Origin of the sequence: Paraburkholderia caledonica, from assembly GCF_000383275.1 — a bacterium.
GTDB lineage: Bacteria > Pseudomonadota > Gammaproteobacteria > Burkholderiales > Burkholderiaceae > Paraburkholderia > Paraburkholderia caledonica.
Map to the genome: position 1 here is coordinate 348,915 of NZ_KB911037.1, position 24,203 is coordinate 373,117.

The following is a 24,203-nucleotide window of genomic DNA, read 5'->3' on the forward strand; positions in this document are numbered from 1 at the left end:
CCAGATTCATTGCTGGTCGTCGAATGTGTTCCGAGCCTGAGTGAGCGGAACCCTCGCACGCTCGGACGGCGCGGAATTCCTATGATGAGCCCACTCGCGCAGTCTGTCGACTGTGCCTCCCGAGTGCGGGTTGGCAAAATGAAACAGGACCGTGGATCTCACGCTGTGCGGCAGGCACGCCTGGTTCGCGTGGAGCGATCGCATTCCCCAGAAAAAATACAGATTGCCCGGCTCCAGCGGCAAGATGCGTGCGCCGAGCGCACGCTGCACCGTTTCTCGCGCGAGTACCGAGCGCGTCAGCGAATTTTGCACCAGTGCTTTTTCGGCCAGATTAATCACCGATGAAGACCGCACCCGGCGCAGGTTCGGATACATCACGAGATCGCCGCGCGGCTCGTTGGGGGCGTTCGGAATGATCAGCGGCAACAGCGCGGTGACGACATAAGTGTCGTAGTGGAACAGGTTCGATGCCTTGAGTCCCAGGTCGCCCGACAGCACGCGAAGCGCGGCGACAATGTCTATATCGGGTGCGGCTCGCCCGGTGCCTCGCCGGTACAGCCCCGCGAGTATGCGCCGCAGATGCGGAGATTGCCCAAACGTCGCGAGCGGTGAGGCATCGAGCCACGGGCGTCCGGCGTAAATAAAGTGCTGGCGCTCATGCTTGTCCAGTTCGCGCTGAACGTAGTTGCCCGCCATTGCTATTTCAGCCGGCGACAGGACGTCCCGAAGTGCGCTTATGCCGACTGTGTCCATCTCCTCGCTCAATGCGTCGAGCCTTGCGTCGGTCACCTGCTTCAATACGGAGTCCAAAGCTTGATCAGAGGCACTTTCCATAGCTCCTCATGCAGTGTGGGCGCAGAGTGGATGGTGGTTTCGTCCTGGGAATCGCCGGCTTCTGCCTTACAGTTTGTCATGGGCCAATTGCCGCGTTATGTGCGGTAGACCATATGGCGGTTCAATGGTCGTCTGATTTCAGCGCAACCGGGAACCGCGCCCCGCGCAATCCAGGCCCCCGTCTATTCCATCTGTCGTCATTTGCTTACGGCGAAAGATCGGTTCGTCAACTTCGCGCCCGCAGGTAGGATGGCTCGCCAGATGCATCCCTAACCTTCCCGACTGCCATGGCCACGACAACGACACGACCCGATCGCCGCGCCTTTCTCAAGCTTTCCACCGGCGCTGCCGTAGCCGCGGCAGCCGCAGTGGCCGCACCGCTCGCTCTTGCGCAAGCGCCGGCGCCGGGGGCACCAGCGCGCGGGCCACGCGCCTTGCGGATCGGCAACCAGAAGGGTTATCTGAATCTGCTGAAGGGGCGCGGCACCCTCGAAAAACGGCTGGCGCCGCTGAACGTGTCGGTGAGCTGGACCGAGTTCGCCGCGGGCCCCGTGCAACTGGAGGCGCTAAACGTAGGCTCGATTGACTTCGGCGATGTCGGCGAAGCACCGCCGATCTTTGCGCAAGCGGCCGGCGCGCCGCTCGCCTATGTCGCAGCGACGGTTCCGCGCCCGCAATCCGAAGCCGTGCTCGTGCCGCCTGGTTCGCCAATCCGTTCAATAGCGGATTTGAAGGGCAAAAAGATTGCGCTGAATCGCGGCAGCAATGTTCACTATTTTCTCGTCAAGCTGCTGCGTCAGCATGGCTTGCAGTATGCCGACGTGAATGTCGCCTTTCTCGCTCCCGCCGACGCACGCGCTGCGTTCGAGCGCGCGTCCATCGACGCATGGGTGATCTGGGACCCGTTCTTTGCGGCCGCGCAGAAGTCGCTCGGCGCGCGGGTACTCGCGGATGCCAGCGGCGTCGTGGGCAATCGCGGCTACTACTTCTCGTCGCAGAGTTATGCAGCCAGGAACCCCGACGTGATACGGATCGTGATTGAAGAGATCGAGAAAGTCGATCAATGGGGCAGCCTCAACAAGGATCAGATGTCGAGCGAACTGGCGCAGTTGTGGGGCTTGCCGAAACCGGTCGTGGATGTCGTCGTGGCACGTCAGCAGTTCGGCACGGAGCGGATCACTCGCGCCATTCTCGCCGAGCAGCAGCAGATCGCGGATGCGTTTCTCGACCTTGGATTGATCCCCAAACACGTCGACGTGTTGAGGGCCGGCCCGCCGAACCTCGCGTAAAGACGCCAGCGCGGACGCCCGATGGCGGCCGACGGAGCGCTTAAGGCGCTGCGACGCACGACGGTGGCAAGATCGGCGCCAGCAAGGTCCATGAAAGTTCCGGTTGCTCTCGGCGCCGCCGTGAACTACATCTAAAGCCGGAGCGCGCTCGGCGCCAAGCCCGCGCGCGGTCAGACAGAGGAGAGCCGTCATGGGTATGCGCCCGGATCCCACGTTCCACGCGTCGCCAAAACTTGCAATGGATGCGCCCGCCGAAGAATACGCGTACACGCTCCTGCTCAGCCCCGATTTTTCGCAGCCCGACGCGCTCGCCGTTATCGACGTCAAGCCCGGCTCGCCGACCTACAGCCAGGTCGTCCACACAGTGCCGGTGCCGAACAAGGGCGACGAATTTCATCATTTCGGCTGGAACGCGTGTTCGTCGGCGCTGTCGCCGCTGACCGGCCACGCCTTCCTCGAGCGGCGCTTTCTGATTATTCCGGGTATGCGCTCGTCGCGTATTTACATCGTCGATACGAAGCCGCATCCGACGCAGGCGCGGATTCACAAAATCATCGAGCCCGAGGAAATTTTCCGCAAGACAGGTTACTCGCGTCCGCACACGGTTCATTGCGGCCCCGAGGGCATTTACGTCAGTACGCTCGGTGGCGCGGGGCCGGATGGGACCGACGGGCCGCCGGGCATCTTCATCATGGACTGTGAAACGTTCGACGTGCTCGGCCGCTGGGAAATCGATCGCGGACCGCAGGAGAAACATTACGATTTCTGGTGGAATCTGCCGCGCGACTATATGGTGTCGAGCGAGTGGGCGTTGCCGCCGCAGTTCGAGAACGGCATCGTGCCCGAGGATCTGCTGTCGAACAAATACGGCCACGCAGTCCACTTCTGGGATCTGCGCGCCCGGCGCAATGTCCAGACGATCGACCTCGGCGCGAATCATCAAATGGCGTTGGAAGTGCGTCCCGCTCACGATCCGAGCCGCGAATATGGCTTTATCGGCGTGGTGGTCGACACGACCAACCTGGAAGGCTCGATCTGGACATGGTGGCGCGAAGGCGGCCAGTTCCACATCGAGAAGACGGCGACCATTCCGCCCGAGCCGGCCGACGCGGCGTCGCTGCCGCCCTTGCTGCAGGGCTTCGGCGCGGTGCCGCCGCTCGTCACCGACATCGATCTTTCCATCGACGACAAATATCTTTACGTCGCCTGCTGGGGCACCGGCGAAATGCGCCAGTACGACGTGACGGAGCCGCGCAAGCCGAAGCTCGCCGGTTCGGTTCATCTCGGCGGAATCGTGCGTCGCACGCCGCATCCGAGCGGCGAGGCGTTTGCAGGCGGCCCGCAGATGGTCGAGATCAGCCGCGACGGCAAGCGCGTGTACTGGACCAACTCGCTCTACTCGACGTGGGACAACCAGTTCTATCCGAACGGCGTGCCCGCCGCGCAGGTCATGGCGCACGCCGATCCTGGCGGCGGCCTTACGCTTGCCGAGGACTTCTGGGTGAAGTTTCCCGATGGCTACCGCGCGCACCAGATTCGTCTCGAAGGGGGGGACTGCTCGACGGATTCGTTCTGCTACCCGTCGGTGGGCATTTGAGCGGCGGCTGGTCGCAGACCGGCCTCTGGCTCGCGGTCGTCGCGAGCGGTTGCTATCACGGCGCCAATCCGGCGATGGGATGGCCGCTTGCGGTGTCGAACGCCCTGATGCAAAGGCGTTCGCGTGCGCTCTTCACCGCTCTTTTCTATCTCGCGGCCGGACATGTGCTGGCCATCTTTCTGATGGTGATGCCGTTTGCCATGCTCGCCGTCGTGTTTGCATGGCAGCGCGAAATTCAGACTGGCGCGAGCGTGCTCGTGATCGGGTTCGGCGTTGTCCTGCTGCTCTGGCGACGGCATCCGCGCGTACTCGCCAGGATCGCGCCATCGCGGCTCGCGCTGTGGTCGTTCGCGATCGCAATTGCGCACGGCGCCGGGCTGATGCTCGTGCCGATCTACCTGGGCCTTTGCCGCGCCGACGATGCCGACCGGGCGCACCAGGCGGCGCAGACATTGATGGAAGCGCGGCTCGGCATGGCGCTGCTGGTCTCCGGCGTGCATGCCGCGGCCATGGTGCTCGCCGGCGGACTGATCGCGTGGCTCGTGTATCGCTATCTAGGGCTCAAGTTCGTGTCGCGCAGCTGGTTCAACCTTGACGCCTTGTGGGCGTTCAGTTTCATCCTCGTCGGCACGCTTGCGCTGGTGCTCAATTCTGGCGATTTACGCGGGTCTTGATGGCCGCTGGCTTCTACCTCGCAAAGTCCCGTCAGGCTTTGCAGGTCATTGCACGCGATGCCTGAACGCGCCGCCGCAATCTTTAAAGACATGCAGCGCTACTCCACGTTCGATGCCTCGCGAACGACAGCCGAGATGCTGTCGAAATGGCGGTCGCCCATTCTCCTAAGTACCGCTAGCACCTCGCCGTCGGCGCCCTGGCGCTCTGCAAACTCGACCAGTTTGTCGCGCGTGGAAGGAAACGCGGCGCCTTCGAGCGCACGCGTAATTTCTTCCATTCGCGGTTGGTCCGGATGGCGGTGGTTCTGCGAACGAGCCGGATGCTGAGCCATTTTCATCTCCTTGCCGGTTGAGAAAGCTTCTTCCGATAATTCGCATAACGTGTGCCGCGCTCGTCAATCTGCATTAAGTTGTTTTGTAAGCTGCCGTTAATCTTGATGACGTTCCAAACAGATTCACGAGAAGCTGAGAGACAACAATGCATTTTCCGCGCGCTTCGGGCGCTTCGGGCGCTTTTACCGCCCTCCTCACCCTGCTCCCACTACTGCCAGTTTCCCTTGCGGGCTGCGGCGGTACTGCCAGCCCGCAGCCTTCGATCAGCGGCAGTGTCTATCTCGGGACAGTCTCCGGCGCGACGGTTTCCGTCTATGCCGTCGACGCAAACGGGCATGCGGCAGCGACACCGCTCGCGACCGTCGTGACCGACGCCGACGGCCACTTCGTGTTGCCGCGCGCTTCGCACTGGCCGCTGCTCGTGCAATCGACCGGCGGCAGCTATACCGAGGAAGCGACCGGCGTGCGCGCACCGGTCGGACAATCCGTGTTGTCTGCGGTGTATCTCGCCGAGCCTTCGACGATGGTGATCACGCCGTATTCGAGCGCGGTGGTCGTCGATGCGCAGACGGCGGGCGGGCTCACGGCGTCGAATGTCGCGGCCGCGGCCACACGCGTCTCCGCGTTCCTCGGCGGCATCGATCCGCAGCAGACGCCGCCCGCCTTCATGGCGACCGGCGCCACGGCCAGCACTAGCAGCACGGTCGCTGACGGCAACCGCATGGCGTTCGCGCTCGGCGCCGAATCGCAAAGTCGTATCGACAACGACCTGACCGTGGCTGCGAGCGTGGAGAGCATCGTCGCGCAATCCGCGAATGGCGACACGCTTGCGGCCTGCCACGCTGGGGCGGGCAACGTCGCAGCGGACGGCTCGCTCGTCGCGCCCGCGGACGACGCCTGCTACGTCACCACCGGCGCCGCAAACTTCGCGACGAATCCGCTGAACCACTCGGGCGTCACCGCGCTCTCGATGCTTGGGACCACGCGGGCTTCAGACCACCAGACCGCTAGCGCGTCGGCGAGTGCGTGCGGCGACCGTGTGGCGTTGCTCAATGAAAACCTGTGGCTTTTCCAGGGACGCAAGAACAGTGTGCAGGCGTCGCTCGTGCCGGGCATGACGAGCACGAACTGGTCGACCTATCCGACCACGAGCACGTGGGGACCGCACGCGGCGATTTATGGAGCGATCTCGGCGCCGCCTGCCTGCACGGACATCGACACGTTCAGGCGCGAACTCGTGATGGCAATTGAAAACTACTGGGTCGATCAGAACCTCAACTACTGCCACCATCACGTTCCGGGCTGGACGCCGCCGGAGAACACCGCAAGCATCGACTATCGCGATTCGTCGGCGGGCAGCACCAGCGGCGGCTCGGCCGATCCGCATTCGCCGAAAATGACCTGCACCGCGCAGCGCGGCGCGGACGGGTCGCAGAGTGTCCAGACGTCCACGGCGCAAACGCCGCCCGCCATCACGTCGGCGCTGATGTGGAACGGCGCGGACTGCTCCAACTTCACGTCGTGGGTCTACAACTTCGCGGGACTGGCGACCAATCAGTTGTCTGGAGCGATCGGCGTGCAGGCGTGCAGCACGCCGTCTTCGGGTGTGGATCCGCTGACGGGCGTACTGCTCGACATCAACCGCGGCAATCTGACGACGATGGAGCAATACCTGCTGCCCGGCGATCTGCTTTACGTGACACAAAAGGACACGGTAGGCAGTGGCACGTTCGCCGCCGATTACAAGCTCGCACACGTCATCACGTGGACGGGTAAGCGCTTCAGCGATCTACAGGCCGGTGCCGACCGCGCGAAGTATGACCTGAGCCGCATCGGCCAGCCGGATTCGCGGCTTGGAGGCGACTTCCTGGCGCTGCTGGGCCCGACCGACACCGCCGCGAACCTGGGACAGCCCGGACACGACCCGTGGATGATCATCGACAGCCATTACGCCGGTCCCGCATATCGTCCGTTTCTCGGCTGGTATGCGGAGCGCCTGTCGCATGTGCGGCGCATTGTCGGGGCCAATGCGGCCACAACCGATCCGCACCTCGCCGCCTACGTGATCAAGCCTTTGCCGCAGACGAGGAAAGGCTGGCTGACGCTTGCCTCCAGGCAAGCGGGTTCGACGGCTACGAGTGGTTATCGGCTTATCTATCAGACGAGCGGCACGCAGTCGTGCTATCAGGCTGGGACGCCGTGAGGTTGCGAGGGGTTTGGCGGGGTTTGGCGGGGTTTGCTCGGGAGGGAGTTGTGATGGTGGTGCGGTGTGTGTCGATGTCGTGAGTTGGATGCGGGGACTCCGTGGAAGATTTTAAGGTGTGTCGTGCCGCGGATGCGGAGTGGGCACGTTGTTTCTGTTGATGTCGGGCGCGAGGGTTCGGGCCGGTTTGTTCCACTTGCGGCGCGGTTGATTGCTTTTCGGCGGCTGTCGCATGGATCTTCCATGCGCGTCCTCAGTCCAGCATCTTCAGTCAGGCAACCGGTATCGCCTTTGCGCGCGACGCTCTCACCGCCAAATGTACAGGACGAGACTAGCTATGAGGTGCAGACCAAGCTAATACACATGATGTCCCTCGTTTGAATTTCAGAATGGGATCCGTACGCTGTCCATCGCAACGAAACGCGCCAGTCAGTCCCCCTCATCCTTGGAGTCGTCGTTCGGATACGACGGATCGGTGGTCGCTATCTTGCCCTTTAAATACTGGATGCGCGAGTGATATGCGTTCAGCAAGCACGCGTTGTCGTTGCATACGTTCCGCACCTTCCTGATCCAGTTGATTTGGTCCAGCCGAACAGGATCCTGATACGAAATCTCCTTTGAGTCAGTCAGTAGCATCGCGATGTAACCACGATTAACCGTCGCGTCCAGCTTGACCAGGTCCGGATTCTTGCAGATGAGATGCTCGACATTCGTGTTGGCTTTCGTGCAATCGAAACTTTGCTCGGCATTCGTGGGCGCGTGCGTCTGACGCTCGAACACATAGGCCCAGGAGCCATCTAGCAGTACCATTTCATCCGGCGAACTGTAGATCATTGCCGAACGTAATCCTGAGCAGAGCGGCGCGTCAGCCTCGCCGAGAATATAAGTATCGGTTAGCACATCACCTTTCGCACGAAACTTGGTGCTCAGAAAAGCATTGAATTTATTTCGCGAGCCGAATGAGTGGGAGATGACCGGGTCGACGTAGAAGTTCACCCTCTTATTGACTTTCACGCTGCAATCGTGGCCGTTATAGTGAAACATGAACGCGTTGCCGTTGAATGTCAGAAATCCCGCTGTCAGCGGATTGACTGGAAATGGGAGATTGTGTGAGTCGTGTCCTTGCTCGAATTGCGCAGCCCCTGTCATTCGATATATGTCTTGGGCTACCGCGTAGATCGGCAACAGAAGTGCCGACATCACGAGAAGCAGACACAGCTTAAGTTTCTTCATGGCTTATATAAACATCGTTCGTTTAGTGGTTTGAATTGTAAGTGCCCAAGCAGAACATGTCGTACTCTCGTTCTCGCCGCGTCCTGTTTTCGATATCCAGAAACTCGACGGGGGCACCGGTATAGTCTCCGCTATTAAGTTTTCGACATAGACTGGGGGCCTTGCTGAGGCTGCCCATGTTAAAGGCGAGCGAAACAAGCGCATCGTATTCATGCTGATAAAGCGGTACGCTGATTGCATTCTTGACACGTCCCTCGATCACTGCGATGTCATTGTTGAACAACGTCTGTGATTCAGCGATGGTTATCTTGCTCGACATCGCGACGTGTCCATTTGCGGCGCAACATATGGCGGGTATCGGCACCGACGTTCACGCGCCCGGTATCGCCTGTCGCGCCGGTGCGGAAAGTGCCGATGCCCGCAACCTGGATCGCGACGGTGCCCGATGTACCGACGATCTTCGCCAGGTCGAGCTGCGCGGCACTCGCCGGGTCCTGCAGGAAGTCCGGGTTTTCGACCTCGGTTTCTACGATGTATTCGAACAGCTCGCCCACCGCCTCGCGTCCGCGCAGACTGCGGACCGTCAGCATCGGCTCACGGGTTTCGATGCATTTCCGGCTGCGGTAATCGACGCCGACGATTTCTGGAAGCGCGGCACCGCTGAACGTGAGGGAGCGCGTTTGCGTCGTCCACCGGGTCATGCTTGCCTCGCGTCAGCGGGTCGGGGAATCGTGGGAAGCGGCTCGTCCGCCCATTGCGTCCGCGCATCGCCGGTCGTGTCCGGCGTACTCGGCTGGATAAGCCACGACATTGTGAGCCCCCTCCAAAAGTTATGTTTCATATGCCGCCGGCTGTCCAGACATTTTGGAATCCTACTAAATGTCTCTACGACGCCCCCCTTTCCAGTGTTGGCTCGCCTTTGCATGTTTGAATCGACCCCGGCCTTTACCGCTTAGCAGCCACCAGCAGAAGGCAACATCAACCCAAACGCTCGCCCACTAAAAACGACCTATGGACGCGGCCACTCACCTATTCGCGCCCGAATCACTCTAGAACAGATCCAATCCCATCCGCACGCTGAAGCCAACCACCCCTGCAAATTCAGAAAATTCGCCACGGCATCGTCCGAAAATCTGACGCCACACAAGATTGATCGCCATCAACCACCGCTACACGACGACCCACGACACATTGCGCACCACTCCAGCGCAGAACGCCGAAACCCTCGCGACTGAAAAAACAGCGCCCACCGCCGCCAAAATTTCAAACCTTACAAAGCGCAACTACAAGCCGCGCCCACTGACAAGCGAAAACGGCTGACAGCAGCGCCCGCCGCGCCATGGAATGCCACTTGCATCCGCATATACCCACTGACAGCCGCACGGACCACCATGAGTGAACCTGACCCGATAGAATCCGATCTGCTCGATGCGCCGTCGCCGTCGCCGTCGCGAGACACCGCCGACGCGCCGCCCGCCGTCCCGAACGGCGAGGTGATGGACACCCGCACGACCTGCGAATGGATTCTGAAGGCGCACCGCGCGAGCGTGTTGATCGACGCCGCCTCCTACTACGCGGTGTTGCGCGAGATGATTCCGCGCGCACGTCATTCGATTTTCATCCTGGGATGGGATATCGACAGCCGCATCGAACTCGTCCCCGGCGGCGTCGACGACGGCTTTCCGCCTAAACTCTCCGAGTTCCTGTGCGCCGTGCTCGACGCGAATCCGCAGTTGCGCATCTATCTGCTCGGCTGGGATTTCGCGATGCTGTACGCATTCGAGCGCGAATGGCTGCCGTCCTACAAGCCCGCGTGGCACGCGCATCGGCGCCTCTGGTTCCGGCTGGACGGGCGTCATCCGCTGGGTGCGTCGCATCACCAGAAAATCGTCGTGATCGACGACAGCCTCGCGTTCACCGGCGGCATCGACCTCACCGGTTCGCGTTGGGACACGCCCGAACATCGGCCGGACGATCCGCTGCGCAAAAATCTCGGCAAGACGAGTTACGAGCCGATGCACGACGCGCAACTGATGTTCGACGGCCCCGCTGCCGCCGCCATCGCGCATCTGGCCCGCGAACGCTGGCGCCGCTCGCGCCGCAGCAGCAAGGCCGGACGGCCGTTCAACGGCAAGCCGCCGCCGCGAACCGATTTGTGGCCGTCGCGCATCGAACCCGATTTCGCCGATATCGACCTGGGCATTTCGCTCACCGAGCCTGCGTACGACGGCAGACCCGCGATCCAGCAGGTGAAGGCGTTGCATCTGGCTACCGTGGCCGCCGCGCGTCGCAATATTTATGTCGAGAATCAGTATTTCACGGCCAATTCGGTCGGCTCGGCGCTGCAAAAACGCATCGCTGAAGAAAACGGCCCCGACCTTGCGGTTGTCTGCCCTTACCGGCAAAGCGGTTGGCTCCAGGAAGCGACAATGGGCGTTCTGCGTGCGCGTCTGCACAAGCTGCTTGAGGCCGCGGACCGCAACGGCCGCTATGCCATGTATGCGCCGGCCGTCGATGCGCCGAACGGCCGGTTCATCAACGTGCACAGCAAGATCATGATTGCCGACGACCGTTTGCTCGTGATTGGCAGTGCCAATCTGAACAATCGGTCGATGGTGCTCGACTCCGAGTGCTGCATCGTGATCGACGCGCGCGACAATCCGCTCAGGCAAGCAGCGATTGCACGCATTCGGAACCGGTTGCTCGCCGAACATCTCGATTCGAGCGAGGCAGACGTGGAGCAGGCGCTCGCGCGCCATGGGCGTCTCAACGCGGCCATCGCGAGCCTGAAAGGACATTCGGCGCGCACGCTTGTACCGTTGACGCCGGAGGTGCCGCCCGAGCTACGCGACATCGCCGATCGGGTTCATGTTCTCGATCCCGAAGCGCCGATCGAGGCCAATGAACTGCTCGCGCAATTCCTGCCCGAGCCCACGCGTCGTCCCGTCATCGCGAAGCTGCTGGTGCTCGGCGCGCTCGCGCTCGGCGTCGTCGCGCTGACCATTGCCTGGCGCTTCACGCCGTTCGGTCATGAGTTGACCTTCGCCAAACTGACCGCCGACGCACAACGGCTCGCCGCAACGCATTTCGGTCCGATTGCCGTAGTCGCGATGTACGCAGTGGCCGCTCTGCTGTCAGTGCCGGTCACCTTGCTGATCGCCGTAACCGGGCTGGTGTTCGGCGCGGTAGCCGGGGCCGCCTACGCGCTCGCCGGGACGCTGATCGCCGCGGCGGCGGGCTGGGCCGCGGGCGCCTGGCTCGGTCGCGACGCCGTGCGCGAACTGGCTGGCGAACGCCTGAACCAGCTCAGCGAACGGCTGCGCAGCAAAGGGCTGGTCGCAATGATCCTGCTGCGGCTCGTGCCGGTTGCGCCGTTTTCGATCGTGAATCTCGCGGCGGGCGCATCGCATATCCGCTTCTGGGACTTCATGGCGGGCACTGCGATCGGCATGGCGCCAGGCGTGGTGCTCGCGACGTCGTTCGCCCGTCAACTGGTGACGGCGCTCACGCATCCGACGCCGCTTTCCTTGCTGCTCGTCGCCGCGATCGGCGTCGCACTCGTCTCGATGTCGCTTGTCCTGCGGCGCGTGCTGATGAGGCGCCAATGACCGGCCGCGCGAACGATACAGTGACGCTCGACGAAGCGCAGCCGGCGCCGCGTGTGCGAACGATGCCGGCACATTCGAGCGATGCGGGCGAGCCGCTGCGCATCGCCACGTACAACATTCACGGGGCCGTGGGCACGGACGGCAAACGCTCGGCGGCCCGTATCGCGCAAGTGATCACGGCTCTTAAGGCGGATGTGGTCGCGTTGCAGGAAGTGCCGCTCGGCGGCGCGGCGAGCATCGACGTGCTCCGTGAATTGCAGGATCTGACCGGCATGCACGCGGTGCCGGGGCCGACGCTCGACGGTCCCGACCGGCGCTTCGGCAACGCGGTGCTGACGAATCTCCCGGTACGAGCCGTGCGCACGCTTGACCTGTCGTTCGGCAGCCGGGAAGCGCGCGGCGCGCTCGACGTCGACATAGAAACGGGCCGTGGCGTGATGCGCATTGTCGCGACGCATCTGGGCCTGTCGGCGCGCGAACGCCGCGCGCAGGTGCGGCTGCTGCTGGAAGCGTTCGATACGCCCGATCTCCCCGTCATCCTGCTCGGCGATCTGAATGAATGGTTCGTTTGGGGATGGCCGCTGCGCGCGCTTCTCACGCGTTTCGGGCGGGTGGCCGCGCCGCGCACGTTTCCTTCGCGCTTTCCGACTTTTGCACTGGACCGCGTGTGGGTGCATCCGGCCGCGCGTCTCGTCGATATCGAGGTGGATCGGAGCAAGCCCGCGCGAATCGCGTCGGATCATCTGCCGCTCGTCGCGCGCGTGCTGCGCTGAGCCGGTCCGCCGTTCGCAACGGTTGCAGGCGAGGCCCGATGGAACGGCGCGTGCTGCGTCTGCGGTACGCATTGCACGCAAATGTCGTTCGTGCGCCGTTTCGAACGACTCCAGCCAAGGAGATGACCCCATGACCGACCACCAGGACGCTTCTTCCTCTTCTTCGAACAACGACCCCGCCACGCCGCCCTCGCCGAACACGCCTTCGCAAGAGGGGTTGTCGGGGCCGGGGCCGGCTCAGCCACGAGCGGTGCCGACGTCGGCGCCGGGCACACCGCGCACGCCGGGCGGCAATCGGCTCAACGCAATCGACGAAGCCGATGCCGACAAGGTCGTGCCAAAAAGTCCGAAAGAGACGCAACTGCGCGACGCGACCTCGCCGCCGGGCGCGGGCAGTCACAGCGTCGACGACGATGGCTCGCCGCCCAAGCCGTTATAAGCACGCGGCGCTGCCTGACGCGCCGACGCCCCGACGCCCCGACGCGTCAGGCTTCGATCTTCGATATGACCGCGGTTGCCGGATCGTACCGATAGCCCTTCTGTTCGAGGCGCTCGGCGAGTGTGGCGCTGATGAGCTTTTGCTGCGCGTCGCGCGACACCAGATCGTGGTCCGGCTTCAGCCGTTCAAGCTCGGACGACAGCCGTCGTAGAAGCGCGACTTCCGCCGCGCTGCGCGCGTCGAGGAAGGTCACCTTCTGATTCGTTGCGCTGAGCCGCTGCTTGAGTTCCTTGGCGTGCGCGACCCACTGCTCGGCCAGCGTACGAAGTTCGCTGTACGCCTTCTCGTGCGCCTTCGCCTGAGTGGACATCTGACGGCGCAGCGACGCGATTTCGTCGGCCATTACCGCTTCCTTCGATTCGGAGACCGGCGACAGGCGATCCGGCGACGGGCTATCCGGCGACAGGGGCTGTTGCTGCGCCTGTTCCAGTCGCTGCGCATGTGCTGTTTCGAGTTCGGCAAGCTGGCGCTCAAGGTCTGCGGCGCGCTGTTCGGCGGCCTCTGCGCGGCTCGCCGCCGACGATGCCTGCTCCGCCAGCCGGCTAGTCTCCGCCGTCGCGGTCGCATTGGCTTCGCTCAGGGCGACGAGTTGTTCACGGGCGGCATCGAGTTCCTGCTGTACACGTTCGACCTCGGCGCGCTGGGCGGCTGCTTCGTCGCCGTGAGCCGAGTTCGCCTCGCGGTGTGCCGCCAGTTCGGCGCGGGCCTGATCCAGTTCTGTCTGCAACGCGGCAAGCTGCGCGAGGCTTTCGCTTGCCTGTAACGCGGCGTCCTGCGCACGCGACGACGCCGCGCTGGATTCGACCGCCCATTTCTGCACTTCGCGTGCGTGTGTCTGACCGGCTTCACCGAGCGTGACCGCCTCGTGGCGCGCGGCATCGCGCTCTTCAATAAGACGCGCGATCTCCTCGTCCTTGGCGACAGCGGCGTTGCTCAACGCTTCGCGCGCCTGACGTTCTTCGTTCAGGGATGTTTCGACGGCTTGCAGCCTGGCTTGTGCTGCCGACGCGCGTTCTTCAGCCTCTGCAATGCGTGCTTGCGCCGCCGAAGCATGTTCCTCGGCGCTTTCTTCAGCGTGGGCAATGCGCGCTTGCGCTGTCGACGCACTCTCTTCGGCTTCTGCGGCTCGCGCCGCCGCACCGGCTGCACGCTCCTCTGCCTCTGCAATGCGCGCCTCTGCTGCCGAGGCGCGTTCCTCGGCCTGCGCGATGCCCGCTTGCGCCGCTAATGCGCGTTCGTCAGCCTCTGCCACGCGCGCTTGCGCGGTCGTTGCGCGCTCTTCGGCTTGCGCGACACGCGTCTCTGCCGTGGCTGCCAGTTCGTCTGCCTGTGCAACACGCGCCTCTGCTGCCGCCGCACGCTCTTCCACTTCCCTGATGCGCCGTTCGGCGTCCGCTGTCCGCTCTTCGGCCTGGGCGACCTGCGCCTCTGCATTCGAAGACCGCTCCTCGGCCTCTACAACCCGCAATTCCGCAGTCGAAGCCCGCTCCTCAGCCTGTGCAACCCGCGCCTCCGCAGTCGAAGCCCGTTCCTCGGCCTGTGCCACATGCGCTTCCGCGGTCGAAGCCCGCTCTTCGGCCTCCACGACACGCGCCTCCGCAGCCGCCGCACGCTGCTCGGCCTCGGCGATGCGCGCCTCGGCCGCCGCTTCGCGCTCCTCGGTCTGGGCCACGCGCGCTTCCGCCTCCGCGGTGCGGTCCTCGAGTTCGGCGACGCGCTCCTCAGCAGCTTTCGCCCGGTCCCTCAACCCCGACAGTTCCGTCGCGAGGCGATTCACCGCGTCTTCCGAGATGCTCAGCGCGTTCGTGAGCGTCGCGACGCGCTCGCGCGCCAACTCGGCTTCGGCCAGCGTGTTCTGATATTCGACTAGCGCCTCGTCGCGCTCCGCGGCAATCGCACCGGCGTGCTCACTTGCCACGACAAGACGCTGATTGACGACGCGCTCGGCTTCCTCGCGGGCGCTCGCCCACACGTTGCCCGCTGCGTTCAGCATGGTTTGGGCAACGTCTTCCGGCAAGCCGGCCGCGACAGGCGCAGCCTCCGGCGCGGGTTGCCGCGCCGCGCGCCAGCGCTCCAGAGCCGCGGACACGGCGACGATCGAGCCGCTGCGCACCTCTGTCCAGACCGCCAGCGCCGAAACTTTCTTGCCTTCGCCAACCATGCGGTCTGCAATGTGAGCCACCCGTTCATCGGTGACGGTGTCTGTTTCCATGGACATGAACGCCTCGAAATTCAAAGTAAGCAGGCGGAGATCAGGCCTTCCGCGCCGTCGGTAGTGGGCGGTATTTTACCGGGCAATTCCGGCAGGCCCCGAATGCGGCGCCCGCCGTGTTGCGTTCGTGCTTCATTGTCAGTTGCCGCTATAAACGACTTTCCAGACGACGTTACCCACGTCGTCGGCGACATACAACGCGCCCGCCTTGTCGACGGCCACACCGACCGGCCGCCCCAACGCATGCCCGTCCGCGCTCAGGAAGCCGCTGAGAAACGTCTCTGGCATCCCTGCTGGCCGCCCGTCGGCGAACGGCACGAAAATGACCTTATAGCCGCTATGCTGCTTGCGATTCCATGACCCATGCTGGCCGACAAATGCGCCGCCCCAGTAGTGCCGGGGAAAACTTTTGCCGGTATAGAACGCCAGTCCGAGCGACGCGGTGTGGTTGCCAAGCGCATAGTCCGGCGTGAGCGCGCTCGCCACCTTGTCGGGGCGCTGCTCCTTCACGCGCGTATCGACATGTTGCCCATAGTAGCTATAGGGAAATCCGTAGAAGCCGCCGTCTTTCACCGCGGTCATGTAGTCGGGCACGAGGTCGTCGCCCAGTTCGTCGCGCTCGTTGACCGCGGCCCACAGGGCGCCGCTATCGGGTTGCCAGTCCATCCCGTTCGGATTGCGAAGGCCCGACGCGAATACGCGCGACTGCCCGCTCGCAAGCGTCAGTTCCAGGATGAGCGCTCGACCCTCTTCGGCCTGAATGCCGTTCTCCGCGACGTTGCTATTCGAGCCGACCGTGACATACAGGCGCTGTCCATCGCGGCTCGCCACGACGTTCTTGGTCCAGTGATGATTGATCGGCCCCGCCGGCAGGTCGGCTATCTTCTCGGGCGTCGCAGTGATCTGCGTGTCGCCGGCGTGATACGGAAAGCGCAGCAGCGCGTCGGTATCGGCGACGTAAAGGTAGTCGCCGACGAGCGCCATGCCGAACGGCGAGTGAAGCCCCGAGAGAAACACGCTGCGGCTTTGTGCGCTATCGCCCTCGCCGTGCAGCAGCACGATCCGGTCGGGGCTCGGCACGCCCGCGCCCGCGCGCTTCATCACCTGCTTCATCACCTGTTTGCGGATCCAGCCGACAATGCCCTGATCCTCGTCGTGCTGAGCTGGGGCATTGCTCTCGGCGACCAGCAGATCGCCGTTCGGCAGCGGATACACCCAGCGCGGATGGTCGAGCCCGCTCGCGAACGCCGTCACCTTGAAGCCTTGCGGCGCAACGGGCACGCTTTGGCTGTCGCGCGCCTGAACGGGTGCGATGTTCACTGTCGGGAACAGCGACGTTTGCGGTGTGGGCAGTGGCGGATGCGGGCCCAGCCCGGTGTCTCCGATATCGACCGCACCGGACGCACAGGCCGCGAGGCTTAAAGTGAGAGTCAGCGAGAGACCCAGTGCGAGCATCCCGGCAGACCTGCTCAGGCGCGCTTTGCTACATCCGGCGTCGTGATTATTCATTGCATTCGCCTTGCATGTTGCGGACTCCGTAACTGTGTCTAGATCTCGCTGCGCCTCAACAGATAATCGAGCCCGCCGACCCGATACCATCGGTAGCCATACGGTTCGAGTACGACCGCGTGACGGCCGTCGTCCTGCTCCTCGCTGTGCTCGTCGGAGAGAAGGTTGATGAGCCGGTTCTGGCCCGGCTCGTTGCAGCCGGAGCGGAATTTCACCGTGCAGGCCTCCGCGCCGAAGTTGTGCAGGCACAGAACCGAGTTGTTACGCCAGTCGAAACGAAGCGCAAGTACGTCGCTTCGCGACGTGCGCAGCACGTCGAAGTCGCCCCAACTGATTTCGGGCACCTCGCGGCGCATGCGGATCATGCGTTCCATCCAGTTCAGAAACGAGTTCGGATCGCGCCGCTGGCTCGCCACATTCACACGCTCAAAGCCGTAAGCGCCGCCGGTTATCACGCGGCAAGGCGGCTTCGCATGCTTCGTGAAACCGCCTTCCGGTTCCGTCGACCATTGCATTGGCGTGCGCGCGCATTCGCGCTCGGGTAGCCGCAAGTCGTCGCCCATCCCGATCTCGTCGCCGTAACGGAAAACGGGCGTGCCGGGCAAGGTCAGCATCAGGCTGTAGGCAAGCTCGAGCCGCCGCCTGTCGCCCGCGAGCATCGGAGCGAGCCTGCGCCGAATGCCGCGCTCGTACAGTTGCATGTCGGGCTCGGGCGCGAACGCCGCAAACACGGCCTCGCGCTGTTCGGGCGTGAGACGGCCGAGATCGAGTTCGTCGTGATTGCGCAGGAACACGCCCCACTGCGCAGTCGCCGGGCGTGGTCTGGTCGCCGTGAGCGCCTTTTTCAACGGTGCAGTGTCGCCGGTCGCAAGCGCATAGAACGTGTTCTGATTGAGCTGGAAGTTGAACATCATCTGCAGGCGTTCGCCTTCGTCGCCGAAATACTCAAGATCGGTATCCGGCAGCACGTTGGCTTCCGCGAGAATGATCGCGTCGCCCTGACGCCATTGCAGGAACTCGCGAAACTCGCGCAACATGTCGTATTGCTCGACGGGCTCGCGCACCTTCGGGCCTTTCGTGGCGATGACGAAAGGCACGGCGTCCATGCGGAATCCCGACACGCCGAGCTGAATCCAGAAGCCCATGATCTTCAGCAATTCGGCTCGCACGTACGGATTCGCGGTGTTCAGGTCAGGCTGGAATTCGTAGAAGCGATGGAAATACCAGCGCTTCGCCTGCTTGTCGAAAGTCCACGTCGATTTCTGCACGCCGGGAAACACCACGCCGTCTTTCGCATTCGGCGGCTGCTTGTCGGACCAGACATACCAGTCGCGATACTGCGAATCGGGATCGCTGCGTGCTTCCCGGAACCAGGGGTGCTGATCGGACGTGTGATTGACCACGAGGTCGATCATCACGCGCAAGCCGCGCTCGCGGCACGCATGCGTGAACTCGGAAAAGTCGCCAAGCGTGCCGTACTTCGGATCGACGTTGTAATAGTCGGAGATGTCGTAGCCATTGTCGCGGCCCGGCGAAGGCTGGAAAGGCATCAGCCAGATCGTCGTGACTCCGAGCCCTTGCAGGTAGTCGAGCCGTCGCAGAAGGCCCTGAAAATCGCCGACGCCGTCGCCGTTCGCGTCCATGAACGTGCCCACCGAAAGGCAATAGACGATGGCGTTCTTGTACCAGAGATCGTTGAGCATGCGGTCTTTGAGTGGCACCAAAACAATCGATCGTTGAGGGAAATTGCAATGTCGGAACTGGCATGGTGGCAACGCGGGGTGATCTATCAGGTCTATCCGCGCTCGTTTCAGGACAGCAACGGCGACGGCATCGGCGATCTCGCCGGCATCACTTCGCGTCTTCCGTATCTCGCCGGGCTGGGCATCGACGCAGTCTGGCTTTCGCCGATCTACCCGTCGCCCATGGCCGACTTCGGCTACGACGTCGCCGACTACTGCGATATCGACCCGATGTTCGGCACCCTCGGCGACTTCAAGCAATTCGCGGACCGGGCTCACGAACTGGGCCTGAAGGTGCTGCTCGACTTCGTGCCGAACCATTCGTCGGACCGGCACCCATGGTTCGAGGAAAGCCGCTCGTCACGCGAGAACCCCAAACGCGACTGGTATTTGTGGCGCGATCCCGCGCCCGATGGCGGCCCGCCGAACAACTGGCTGAGCCGCATGGGCGGCTCCGCGTGGGAGTGGGACGAGCGCACCGGCCAGTACTACTACCACGCGTTTCTGCGCGAACAGCCGGATCTGAACTGGCGCAATCCGCAGGTTCGCCGGGCTATGGACGACGTGTTGCGGTTCTGGCTCGATCGCGGTGTGGACGGTTTTCGCGTCGACGTGCTGTGGCTGCTGATCAAAGACTCGCAGTTTCGCGACAACCCGCCAAATCCCGCGTATGAGCCGGGCCAGCCGGAGCATCATCGGCAATTGCAGACCTACACCGAAGACCAGCCCGAAGTGCATGAGATCGTACGTTCCATGCGTGCGACGCTCGACGAGTACGGAGAGCGCGTATTGATCGGCGAAATTTATCTGCCCGTTCCACAACTCGTCAGGTACTACGGCGCGAACGGCGATGGCGCGGACATGCCGTTCAACTTTCAGTTGCTCAATGCGGCGTGGAATGCGGGCGAAATCGCACGCATGATCCGCGATTACGACAGCGCATTGCCCGTACATGCCTGGCCCAACTGGGTGCTGGGCAACCACGACAATCCGCGCGTGGCGTCGCGCGTAGGAGCGGCGCAGGCACGCGTGGCGGCCGTACTGCTGCTGACGCTCCGAGGCACGCCGACGCTCTACTACGGCGATGAAATCGGCATGACCGACGGCGAGATTTCGCCCGATCGGGTGCAGGACCCGGCCGAGATCCGGCAGCCCGATATTGGCCAGGGACGCGATCCGGAGCGCACGCCGATGCAGTGGGATGCCGCGCTGCCGGGCGCCGGTTTTACAAACGGCAGGTCATGGTTACCGATCTCGACAGATACCAGCGTGCGCGCGCAGGACGGCGACCCATCGAGCATGCTGTCGCTGTATCGCCGGCTACTCGAGTTGCGGCGCAGCAATGCGGCGCTCGTGCAGGGCGCGATCGAAAACGTCGCCGCTTCGGGCGATGTGCTCACTTTTGAGCGTCACTATCGCGGTCAGCGGTTATTTATCGCGCTGAATATGGGTGCAGCGGATGCGGTAATGCAGCCGCGTTCAGGTGTGGTGCTGTTATCGACGCTCGCGGGCCGCGAGGGGCAGGCACTCCCTGGAAGCGGTTATCGTCTGGCCGGTTCGGAGGCGATCATTGCCGCTATCTGAGCTTCATATCGACTCGCCCGCGCGCACCCTCTTTCGCTGCAGGCCGAAGCGTCGTTAAGGCTTCATCCATCCCCGCGCTGCTGCCCCGCACCGCCCGCCATGCGCTTTGACTCAGGGTAAATACCGCTTAGTCCCGGCGCCGTACGCTCCGTTAATTCATTCATGGCAGCGACGCCGGTCTTCAGAGCATGAGCGCTTGACGGGCCCGCGATCAAACGTTGCCGGCGTTGTCATTCACGGGCCTTCTCGGTGAAAACGAATCTGTCGGAAGCCATTGTCGAGCGGATCAATAGCGGTGTTTTTTCGGTAGACCGCGAGTTGCGCATCCTCACGTGGAATCGCTTCATGCACTCGCACAGCGGACGTTCAGCGCAGTCCGTGGTCGGCGAAAACCTGCTCGACACTTTCCCGGAATTGCCGCGGCAGTGGCTTCAAAGAAAGATCGAGGGCGTGTTCGTATTAGGCACGCCCGCTTACTCGTCGTGGGAGCATAGGCCGTATCTGTTCCGCTTCGAGCACTCGCGCCCGATCACCGGCACGATCGACGCAATGCGCCAGAACTGCAGTTTCATTCCAATCGAGGATGAGCACGGCGAAGTGGTCGCGGTCGGCGTCGCGATTGTCGATACGACCGATGTCTGCATCGCGTACGGCGAGCTTCAGGACCGCGAGAAGGCGGTCACCAGCGCACTCGCCGAATTGACCGAGCGCAACGAACAGCTCACCTCGCTCAACGAGAAACTGGAGCACGCGCACCAGCAATTGCTGCAATCGGAAAAACTCGCCGCGATTGGTCAACTCGCGGCGGGTGTCGCGCATGAGATCAACAATCCGGTCGGCTTCGTGCTGTCGAATCTGAACACGCTCGACGGTTATGTGAAGACGCTGATCCGCTATGCAGCGGATATCGAGCGCATGGTAAGCGACACTGCGCCCGCACTGAAGAACGATATGCGCGCACTCGCGGAACAGGCGGACCTCGACTATTTGCTCGGCGATGCGCCGACGCTCGTACAGGAGTCGAGAGAAGGACTCGCACGCGTGCGCACGATAGTGGTCGATCTGCGCGACTTCTCGCGCATCGACAGCACGCATGTGTGGGAACGCGCCGACATTCACCGCTGCATCGAATCGACGCTGAACATCGTCCATAACGAAGTGAAGTACTGCGCGCATCTCGTCCGCGACTATGCGCAGATTCCGCTCGTGCACTGCATCCCCTCGCAGATCAGCCAGGTGGTGCTCAATCTCGTGGTGAACGCCGCGCAGGCCTACGGCAGCAATCACGAGCAGCACGGCGCGCCGCTCGGCACGATCACGGTACGCACCGGCGTCGATCCAGCCGATGCGTCACGCGTGTGGTTCGAAGTTGCCGACGCGGGATGCGGAATTCCGCCCGAGCACCTGAAACGAATCTTCGACCCGTTCTTTACGACGAAGCCCGTTGGTCAGGGGACCGGCCTCGGTTTATCGGTGACCTATGGAATCGTCAACGCGCATCGCGGCACGATTTCGGTGGCCAGCACCGTAGGCCGGGGCACAACGTTTCGCGTGACGCTGCCGGTCGATGGCGCCTTGCGCGAAGAAGCCGCCAATCCCGATGTGCTTGCGCAAACCGGTCCGGTGGAGCAAATCGCGCCGACAGCGCAGTTACCGGCAGCCACGTGAGGTGATTCCATGCCATTGCCCGTCCTCGTAGTCGACGATTCGACGCTCGCCCGCAAGCTCTTGATCCGCTCGCTGCCCGAGGGCTGGGACATCGAAATTACTCAGGCATCCGATGGAGCGGCCGCCCTCGACCTTTATCGCGCGGGCAAGGCCGCGGTGATGTTTCTCGATCTGACCATGCCGGTAATGAACGGCTTCCAGGTGCTCGAAGCGATCCAGCACGAAGGACTCGACACATTCGTGATCGTCGTGTCGGCGGACGTGCAGTCCGGCGCTGTCGAGCGCGCAAAGGCGCTCGGCGCGATCGGCTTTGTTGCCAAGCCGGTATCGCCCGAGGCGATCCGGCCGATTCTCGCGGAGTACGGTCTCCATGAATGAACAGACTCTGAACGAAGACCAGCGCGACGCGTTGCAGGAAATCTGCAACGTCGGCATGGGCAAGGCCGCCGCTGCGCTGGCACAACTGCTCGGCGCGTTCGTTACGCTTGCGGTGCCTGATATCCGGCTCGTCGGCGTCGACCAGTTGCGCGTCTTGCTGAGCCCACAGGGCGACGGCGAACTGCCGCCCGTGCGCCAGGCGTTCCAGTCCGACATATCCGGCGAAGCGATCGTGCTCGTCGGCAAAGACGGTCAGCGCGAACTGCGGCAACTGATGGGACATGACGCCGGCGACCCCGACACGCAGGTTGAAGTGCTGTGCGACATCACGAACCTGCTGGTCGGCGCATGTGTGCGAAGCGTCTTCGAGCAGCTGGGGTGGCATATCTGCTTCTCGCAACCCACGTTGTTGCCGCCTTCCGGGACCAAGCAAGGCGGACTGGTGCCTGGCGGCCGGTGGCAGATGGCGCTGTTGCTGGAGATTCACTTCACGATGGAGGAAGGCGGCTTCGGCGCGCGCATGGTGCTGCTGCTGCCGGATGCGGCCATTCGCGGAATGATGGAAGCGCTCGACCACTTTCTCGAAGCGCTGTAGTTCGGGCTAATGATGCAACGCGCGCTGCGACGCGAAAATAATCGATGAGGATGACCATGTCTGACCTACAGGCAACCGGCAATTCGACGATCCCCGCCGACCCGTGCATTCAAGCTCTTAATGCCGGCACCTCGCCCGTGCCCACGCTGTTGCTGGTGGACGACGAGCCCGGCGTGATTTCGTCACTCAAACGCTTGCTGCGGCCGCTCAAATACGAGGTGCTCAGCGCTAACAGCGGCGCGGAAGCGCTTACCCTGCTCGAATCCGCGCAGGTGGACGTGATCATCTCCGACATGCGCATGCCGAACATGGACGGCGCCGAATTCCTGTCGCGCTCGCGAGCCGTTGCGCCAGATACGATCCGCATCCTGCTTACCGGCTATTCAGAGGTCGAGGCGGTCGTGCGCGCTGTCAACGAAGGTCATGTCTATCACTATCTGCACAAGCCCTGGGACGATCAGGATCTGCTGTTGACGGTTCAGCGCGCGCTGGAACAACTCGCTTTGCAACGCAAGGCCGAGCGGTTAACGTTGCTGTTGCAGGAGCAGAACGACAAGCTGTCGTCGTTCAACATGGAGCTCGAACGCGAGGTTCACGCGCGCACTGAAGAGATCCGCCAGACCGTCATGTTTCTCGAAGGTGCCGAGCACGACCTGAAAAGCAACTTCCTGACGATGGTGAAGGTGTGCGCGAACATGGTCGAAATGCGCTGCGGCCTGCCCGGCCATTCGGCACGAATCGGGGAGACCGCGAGGCAGATCGGCGCGGCGCTCGGCCTGAGCGACTACGCGTGCAACGAACTGCTCATGGCGGGCTTGCTGCACGGTATCGGCAAGCTATTTCTGCCCGACGCGTTGCTGAAAACGCCGATCGCGAAGCTGCAACCGCAGGAAGCGAAGCTGTACCAGCTTCATCCGCTGCATGGCCAGATGGCGCTCACGCCTGTTTCGCAATTGAGCACAGTGCAAACCATGATCCGCCACCAGTACGAGCGTTACGATGGACGCGGTACGCCCGATGGCCTCGTCGGCGGATTGATTCCGTTGGGCGCGCGCGTGCTTGCTTTGGCGCGCGACGCCGAAGACTTGCGCATCGGCGTAATTGCACCGCAAAAGATGAGCGACGCGCAGATCATTTCCACAGTGCGCGCGCAGACGGGTATTCGCTACGACCCCGCGATTGCGGAGAAGTACATCGAGTTGCTGATGCAGCATGCCGAATTGACGCCCGAAGGCGTGCCCGACCGCGTGGATGCCTCGAATCTGAAGGAAGGGATGAAACTCGCCGACGATCTGCGCACGTCGCGCGGCACGCTGCTGATGACAAAAGGCAAAGTACTTTCCGCCGAGCAGGTCGCGCAAATCCGGCGCTTTGAAATACACGAGGGTGAGCCTTTCGTGATTCTCGTCGAACGCGCGACCGATGCACGCAAGGCGCAAGCCGCGTGAGTGCGCCCCGCCGTGCGGTGCAGC

At 63.0% G+C, this 24,203-nt stretch carries 21 protein-coding genes; 13 read left to right on the top strand and 8 right to left on the bottom strand.

Translation table 11 applies throughout. The annotated features are described in order from the left end of the window. Window positions 1-6: 6 nt before the first annotated feature. Window positions 7-834: a hypothetical protein gene (locus tag H281_RS0114260; RefSeq protein WP_020067793.1), complete on the bottom strand. Its 828-nt coding sequence runs from the start codon at window positions 832-834 to the stop codon at window positions 7-9. Window positions 835-1,121: 287 nt separating this feature from the next. Here H281_RS0114260 and H281_RS0114265 point away from each other — a divergent pair, with 287 nt between their 5' ends. The 3 genes from H281_RS0114265 (at window position 1,122) to H281_RS0114275 (ending at window position 4,394) form a co-directional block, all read left to right on the top strand. Further along, window positions 1,122-2,123: a sulfonate ABC transporter substrate-binding protein gene (locus H281_RS0114265; protein WP_020067794.1), complete on the top strand. Its 1,002-nt coding sequence runs from the start codon at window positions 1,122-1,124 to the stop codon at window positions 2,121-2,123. A 190-nt stretch (window positions 2,124-2,313) separates the two neighbouring features. Continuing rightward, window positions 2,314-3,720: a selenium-binding protein SBP56-related protein gene (locus H281_RS0114270; protein ID WP_020067795.1), complete on the top strand. Its 1,407-nt coding sequence runs from the start codon at window positions 2,314-2,316 to the stop codon at window positions 3,718-3,720. Then, complete coding sequence (locus H281_RS0114275; RefSeq protein WP_020067796.1) at window positions 3,717-4,394, top strand: hypothetical protein; 678 nt, start codon at window positions 3,717-3,719, stop codon at window positions 4,392-4,394. The genes H281_RS0114270 and H281_RS0114275 overlap by 4 nt, the downstream gene beginning before the upstream one ends. 98 nt (window positions 4,395-4,492) lie before the next feature. Here H281_RS0114275 and H281_RS0114280 read toward each other — a convergent pair whose 3' ends face one another. Continuing rightward, window positions 4,493-4,726, bottom strand: a complete 234-nt coding sequence (locus H281_RS0114280; RefSeq protein WP_020067797.1) for a DUF2795 domain-containing protein — start codon at window positions 4,724-4,726, stop codon at window positions 4,493-4,495. A gap of 146 nt (window positions 4,727-4,872) precedes the next feature. Between H281_RS0114280 and H281_RS0114285 the strand changes: the two genes are divergently transcribed. Continuing rightward, complete coding sequence (locus tag H281_RS0114285) at window positions 4,873-6,930, top strand: hypothetical protein (RefSeq protein WP_020067798.1); 2,058 nt, start codon at window positions 4,873-4,875, stop codon at window positions 6,928-6,930. 429 nt (window positions 6,931-7,359) lie between these two features. Here H281_RS0114285 and H281_RS0114290 read toward each other — a convergent pair whose 3' ends face one another. Genes H281_RS0114290 through H281_RS0114300 form a run of 3 tightly spaced genes read right to left on the bottom strand, consistent with a single transcriptional unit; the run spans window position 7,360 to window position 8,864 of the window. After that, entirely contained in the window at window positions 7,360-8,163 is an 804-nt protein-coding gene (locus H281_RS0114290) for a lysozyme inhibitor LprI family protein (RefSeq protein ID WP_020067799.1), read from the bottom strand. A 22-nt stretch (window positions 8,164-8,185) separates the two neighbouring features. Beyond that, window positions 8,186-8,482 carry a lysozyme gene (locus H281_RS34660; protein WP_020067800.1) on the bottom strand — a complete coding sequence of 99 codons (297 nt, stop codon included), beginning with the start codon at window positions 8,480-8,482 and terminating at the stop codon, window positions 8,186-8,188. After that, window positions 8,457-8,864, bottom strand: a complete 408-nt coding sequence (locus H281_RS0114300) for a hypothetical protein (RefSeq protein WP_020067801.1) — start codon at window positions 8,862-8,864, stop codon at window positions 8,457-8,459. Before H281_RS0114300 ends, H281_RS34660 begins: the two co-directional genes overlap by 26 nt. A 448-nt stretch (window positions 8,865-9,312) precedes the next feature. Here H281_RS0114300 and H281_RS36830 point away from each other — a divergent pair, with 448 nt between their 5' ends. From H281_RS36830 to H281_RS0114315, 4 genes are all read left to right on the top strand, one after another. Then, a complete protein-coding gene (locus tag H281_RS36830; protein ID WP_020067802.1) occupies window positions 9,313-9,483 on the top strand; it encodes a hypothetical protein in 171 nt (56 codons plus the stop codon). Between the two features lie 71 nt (window positions 9,484-9,554). Then, entirely contained in the window at window positions 9,555-11,771 is a 2,217-nt protein-coding gene (locus tag H281_RS0114305) for a VTT domain-containing protein (protein ID WP_020067803.1), read from the top strand. Further along, window positions 11,768-12,544: an endonuclease/exonuclease/phosphatase family protein gene (locus H281_RS0114310; RefSeq protein WP_020067804.1), complete on the top strand. Its 777-nt coding sequence runs from the start codon at window positions 11,768-11,770 to the stop codon at window positions 12,542-12,544. The genes H281_RS0114305 and H281_RS0114310 overlap by 4 nt, the downstream gene beginning before the upstream one ends. 130 nt (window positions 12,545-12,674) lie before the next feature. Next, window positions 12,675-12,983, top strand: a complete 309-nt coding sequence (locus H281_RS0114315) for a hypothetical protein (protein WP_020067805.1) — start codon at window positions 12,675-12,677, stop codon at window positions 12,981-12,983. A gap of 46 nt (window positions 12,984-13,029) precedes the next feature. Here H281_RS0114315 and H281_RS0114320 read toward each other — a convergent pair whose 3' ends face one another. The 3 genes from H281_RS0114320 to H281_RS0114330 form a co-directional block, all read right to left on the bottom strand. Further along, window positions 13,030-15,255: a DNA-binding protein gene (locus H281_RS0114320; protein ID WP_020067806.1), complete on the bottom strand. Its 2,226-nt coding sequence runs from the start codon at window positions 15,253-15,255 to the stop codon at window positions 13,030-13,032. Between the two features lie 138 nt (window positions 15,256-15,393). After that, a complete protein-coding gene (locus tag H281_RS0114325) occupies window positions 15,394-16,710 on the bottom strand; it encodes a PQQ-dependent sugar dehydrogenase (protein WP_027804595.1) in 1,317 nt (438 codons plus the stop codon). Window positions 16,711-16,802: 92 nt separating this feature from the next. Next, window positions 16,803-18,467, bottom strand: coding sequence for an alpha-amylase family protein (locus tag H281_RS0114330; protein WP_020067808.1), 1,665 nt, complete (start codon window positions 18,465-18,467; stop codon window positions 16,803-16,805). A 48-nt stretch (window positions 18,468-18,515) separates the two neighbouring features. On the opposite strand from H281_RS0114330, the gene H281_RS0114335 reads away from it, so the two are divergent. From H281_RS0114335 to H281_RS0114355, 5 genes are all read left to right on the top strand, one after another. Then, on the top strand, window positions 18,516-20,090 hold the full coding sequence (locus H281_RS0114335; RefSeq protein WP_020067809.1) for an alpha-amylase family glycosyl hydrolase: 1,575 nt from the start codon (window positions 18,516-18,518) through the stop codon (window positions 20,088-20,090). Between the two features lie 249 nt (window positions 20,091-20,339). Next, entirely contained in the window at window positions 20,340-21,758 is a 1,419-nt protein-coding gene (locus H281_RS0114340) for an ATP-binding protein (protein WP_020067810.1), read from the top strand. A 9-nt stretch (window positions 21,759-21,767) separates the two neighbouring features. Then, on the top strand, window positions 21,768-22,136 hold the full coding sequence (locus tag H281_RS0114345) for a response regulator (protein ID WP_020067811.1): 369 nt from the start codon (window positions 21,768-21,770) through the stop codon (window positions 22,134-22,136). Next, window positions 22,129-22,731, top strand: a complete 603-nt coding sequence (locus H281_RS0114350; RefSeq protein WP_020067812.1) for a chemotaxis protein CheC — start codon at window positions 22,129-22,131, stop codon at window positions 22,729-22,731. The genes H281_RS0114345 and H281_RS0114350 overlap by 8 nt, the downstream gene beginning before the upstream one ends. 56 nt (window positions 22,732-22,787) lie before the next feature. Next, entirely contained in the window at window positions 22,788-24,179 is a 1,392-nt protein-coding gene (locus tag H281_RS0114355; protein WP_020067813.1) for an HD domain-containing phosphohydrolase, read from the top strand. Window positions 24,180-24,203 lie beyond the last annotated feature (24 nt).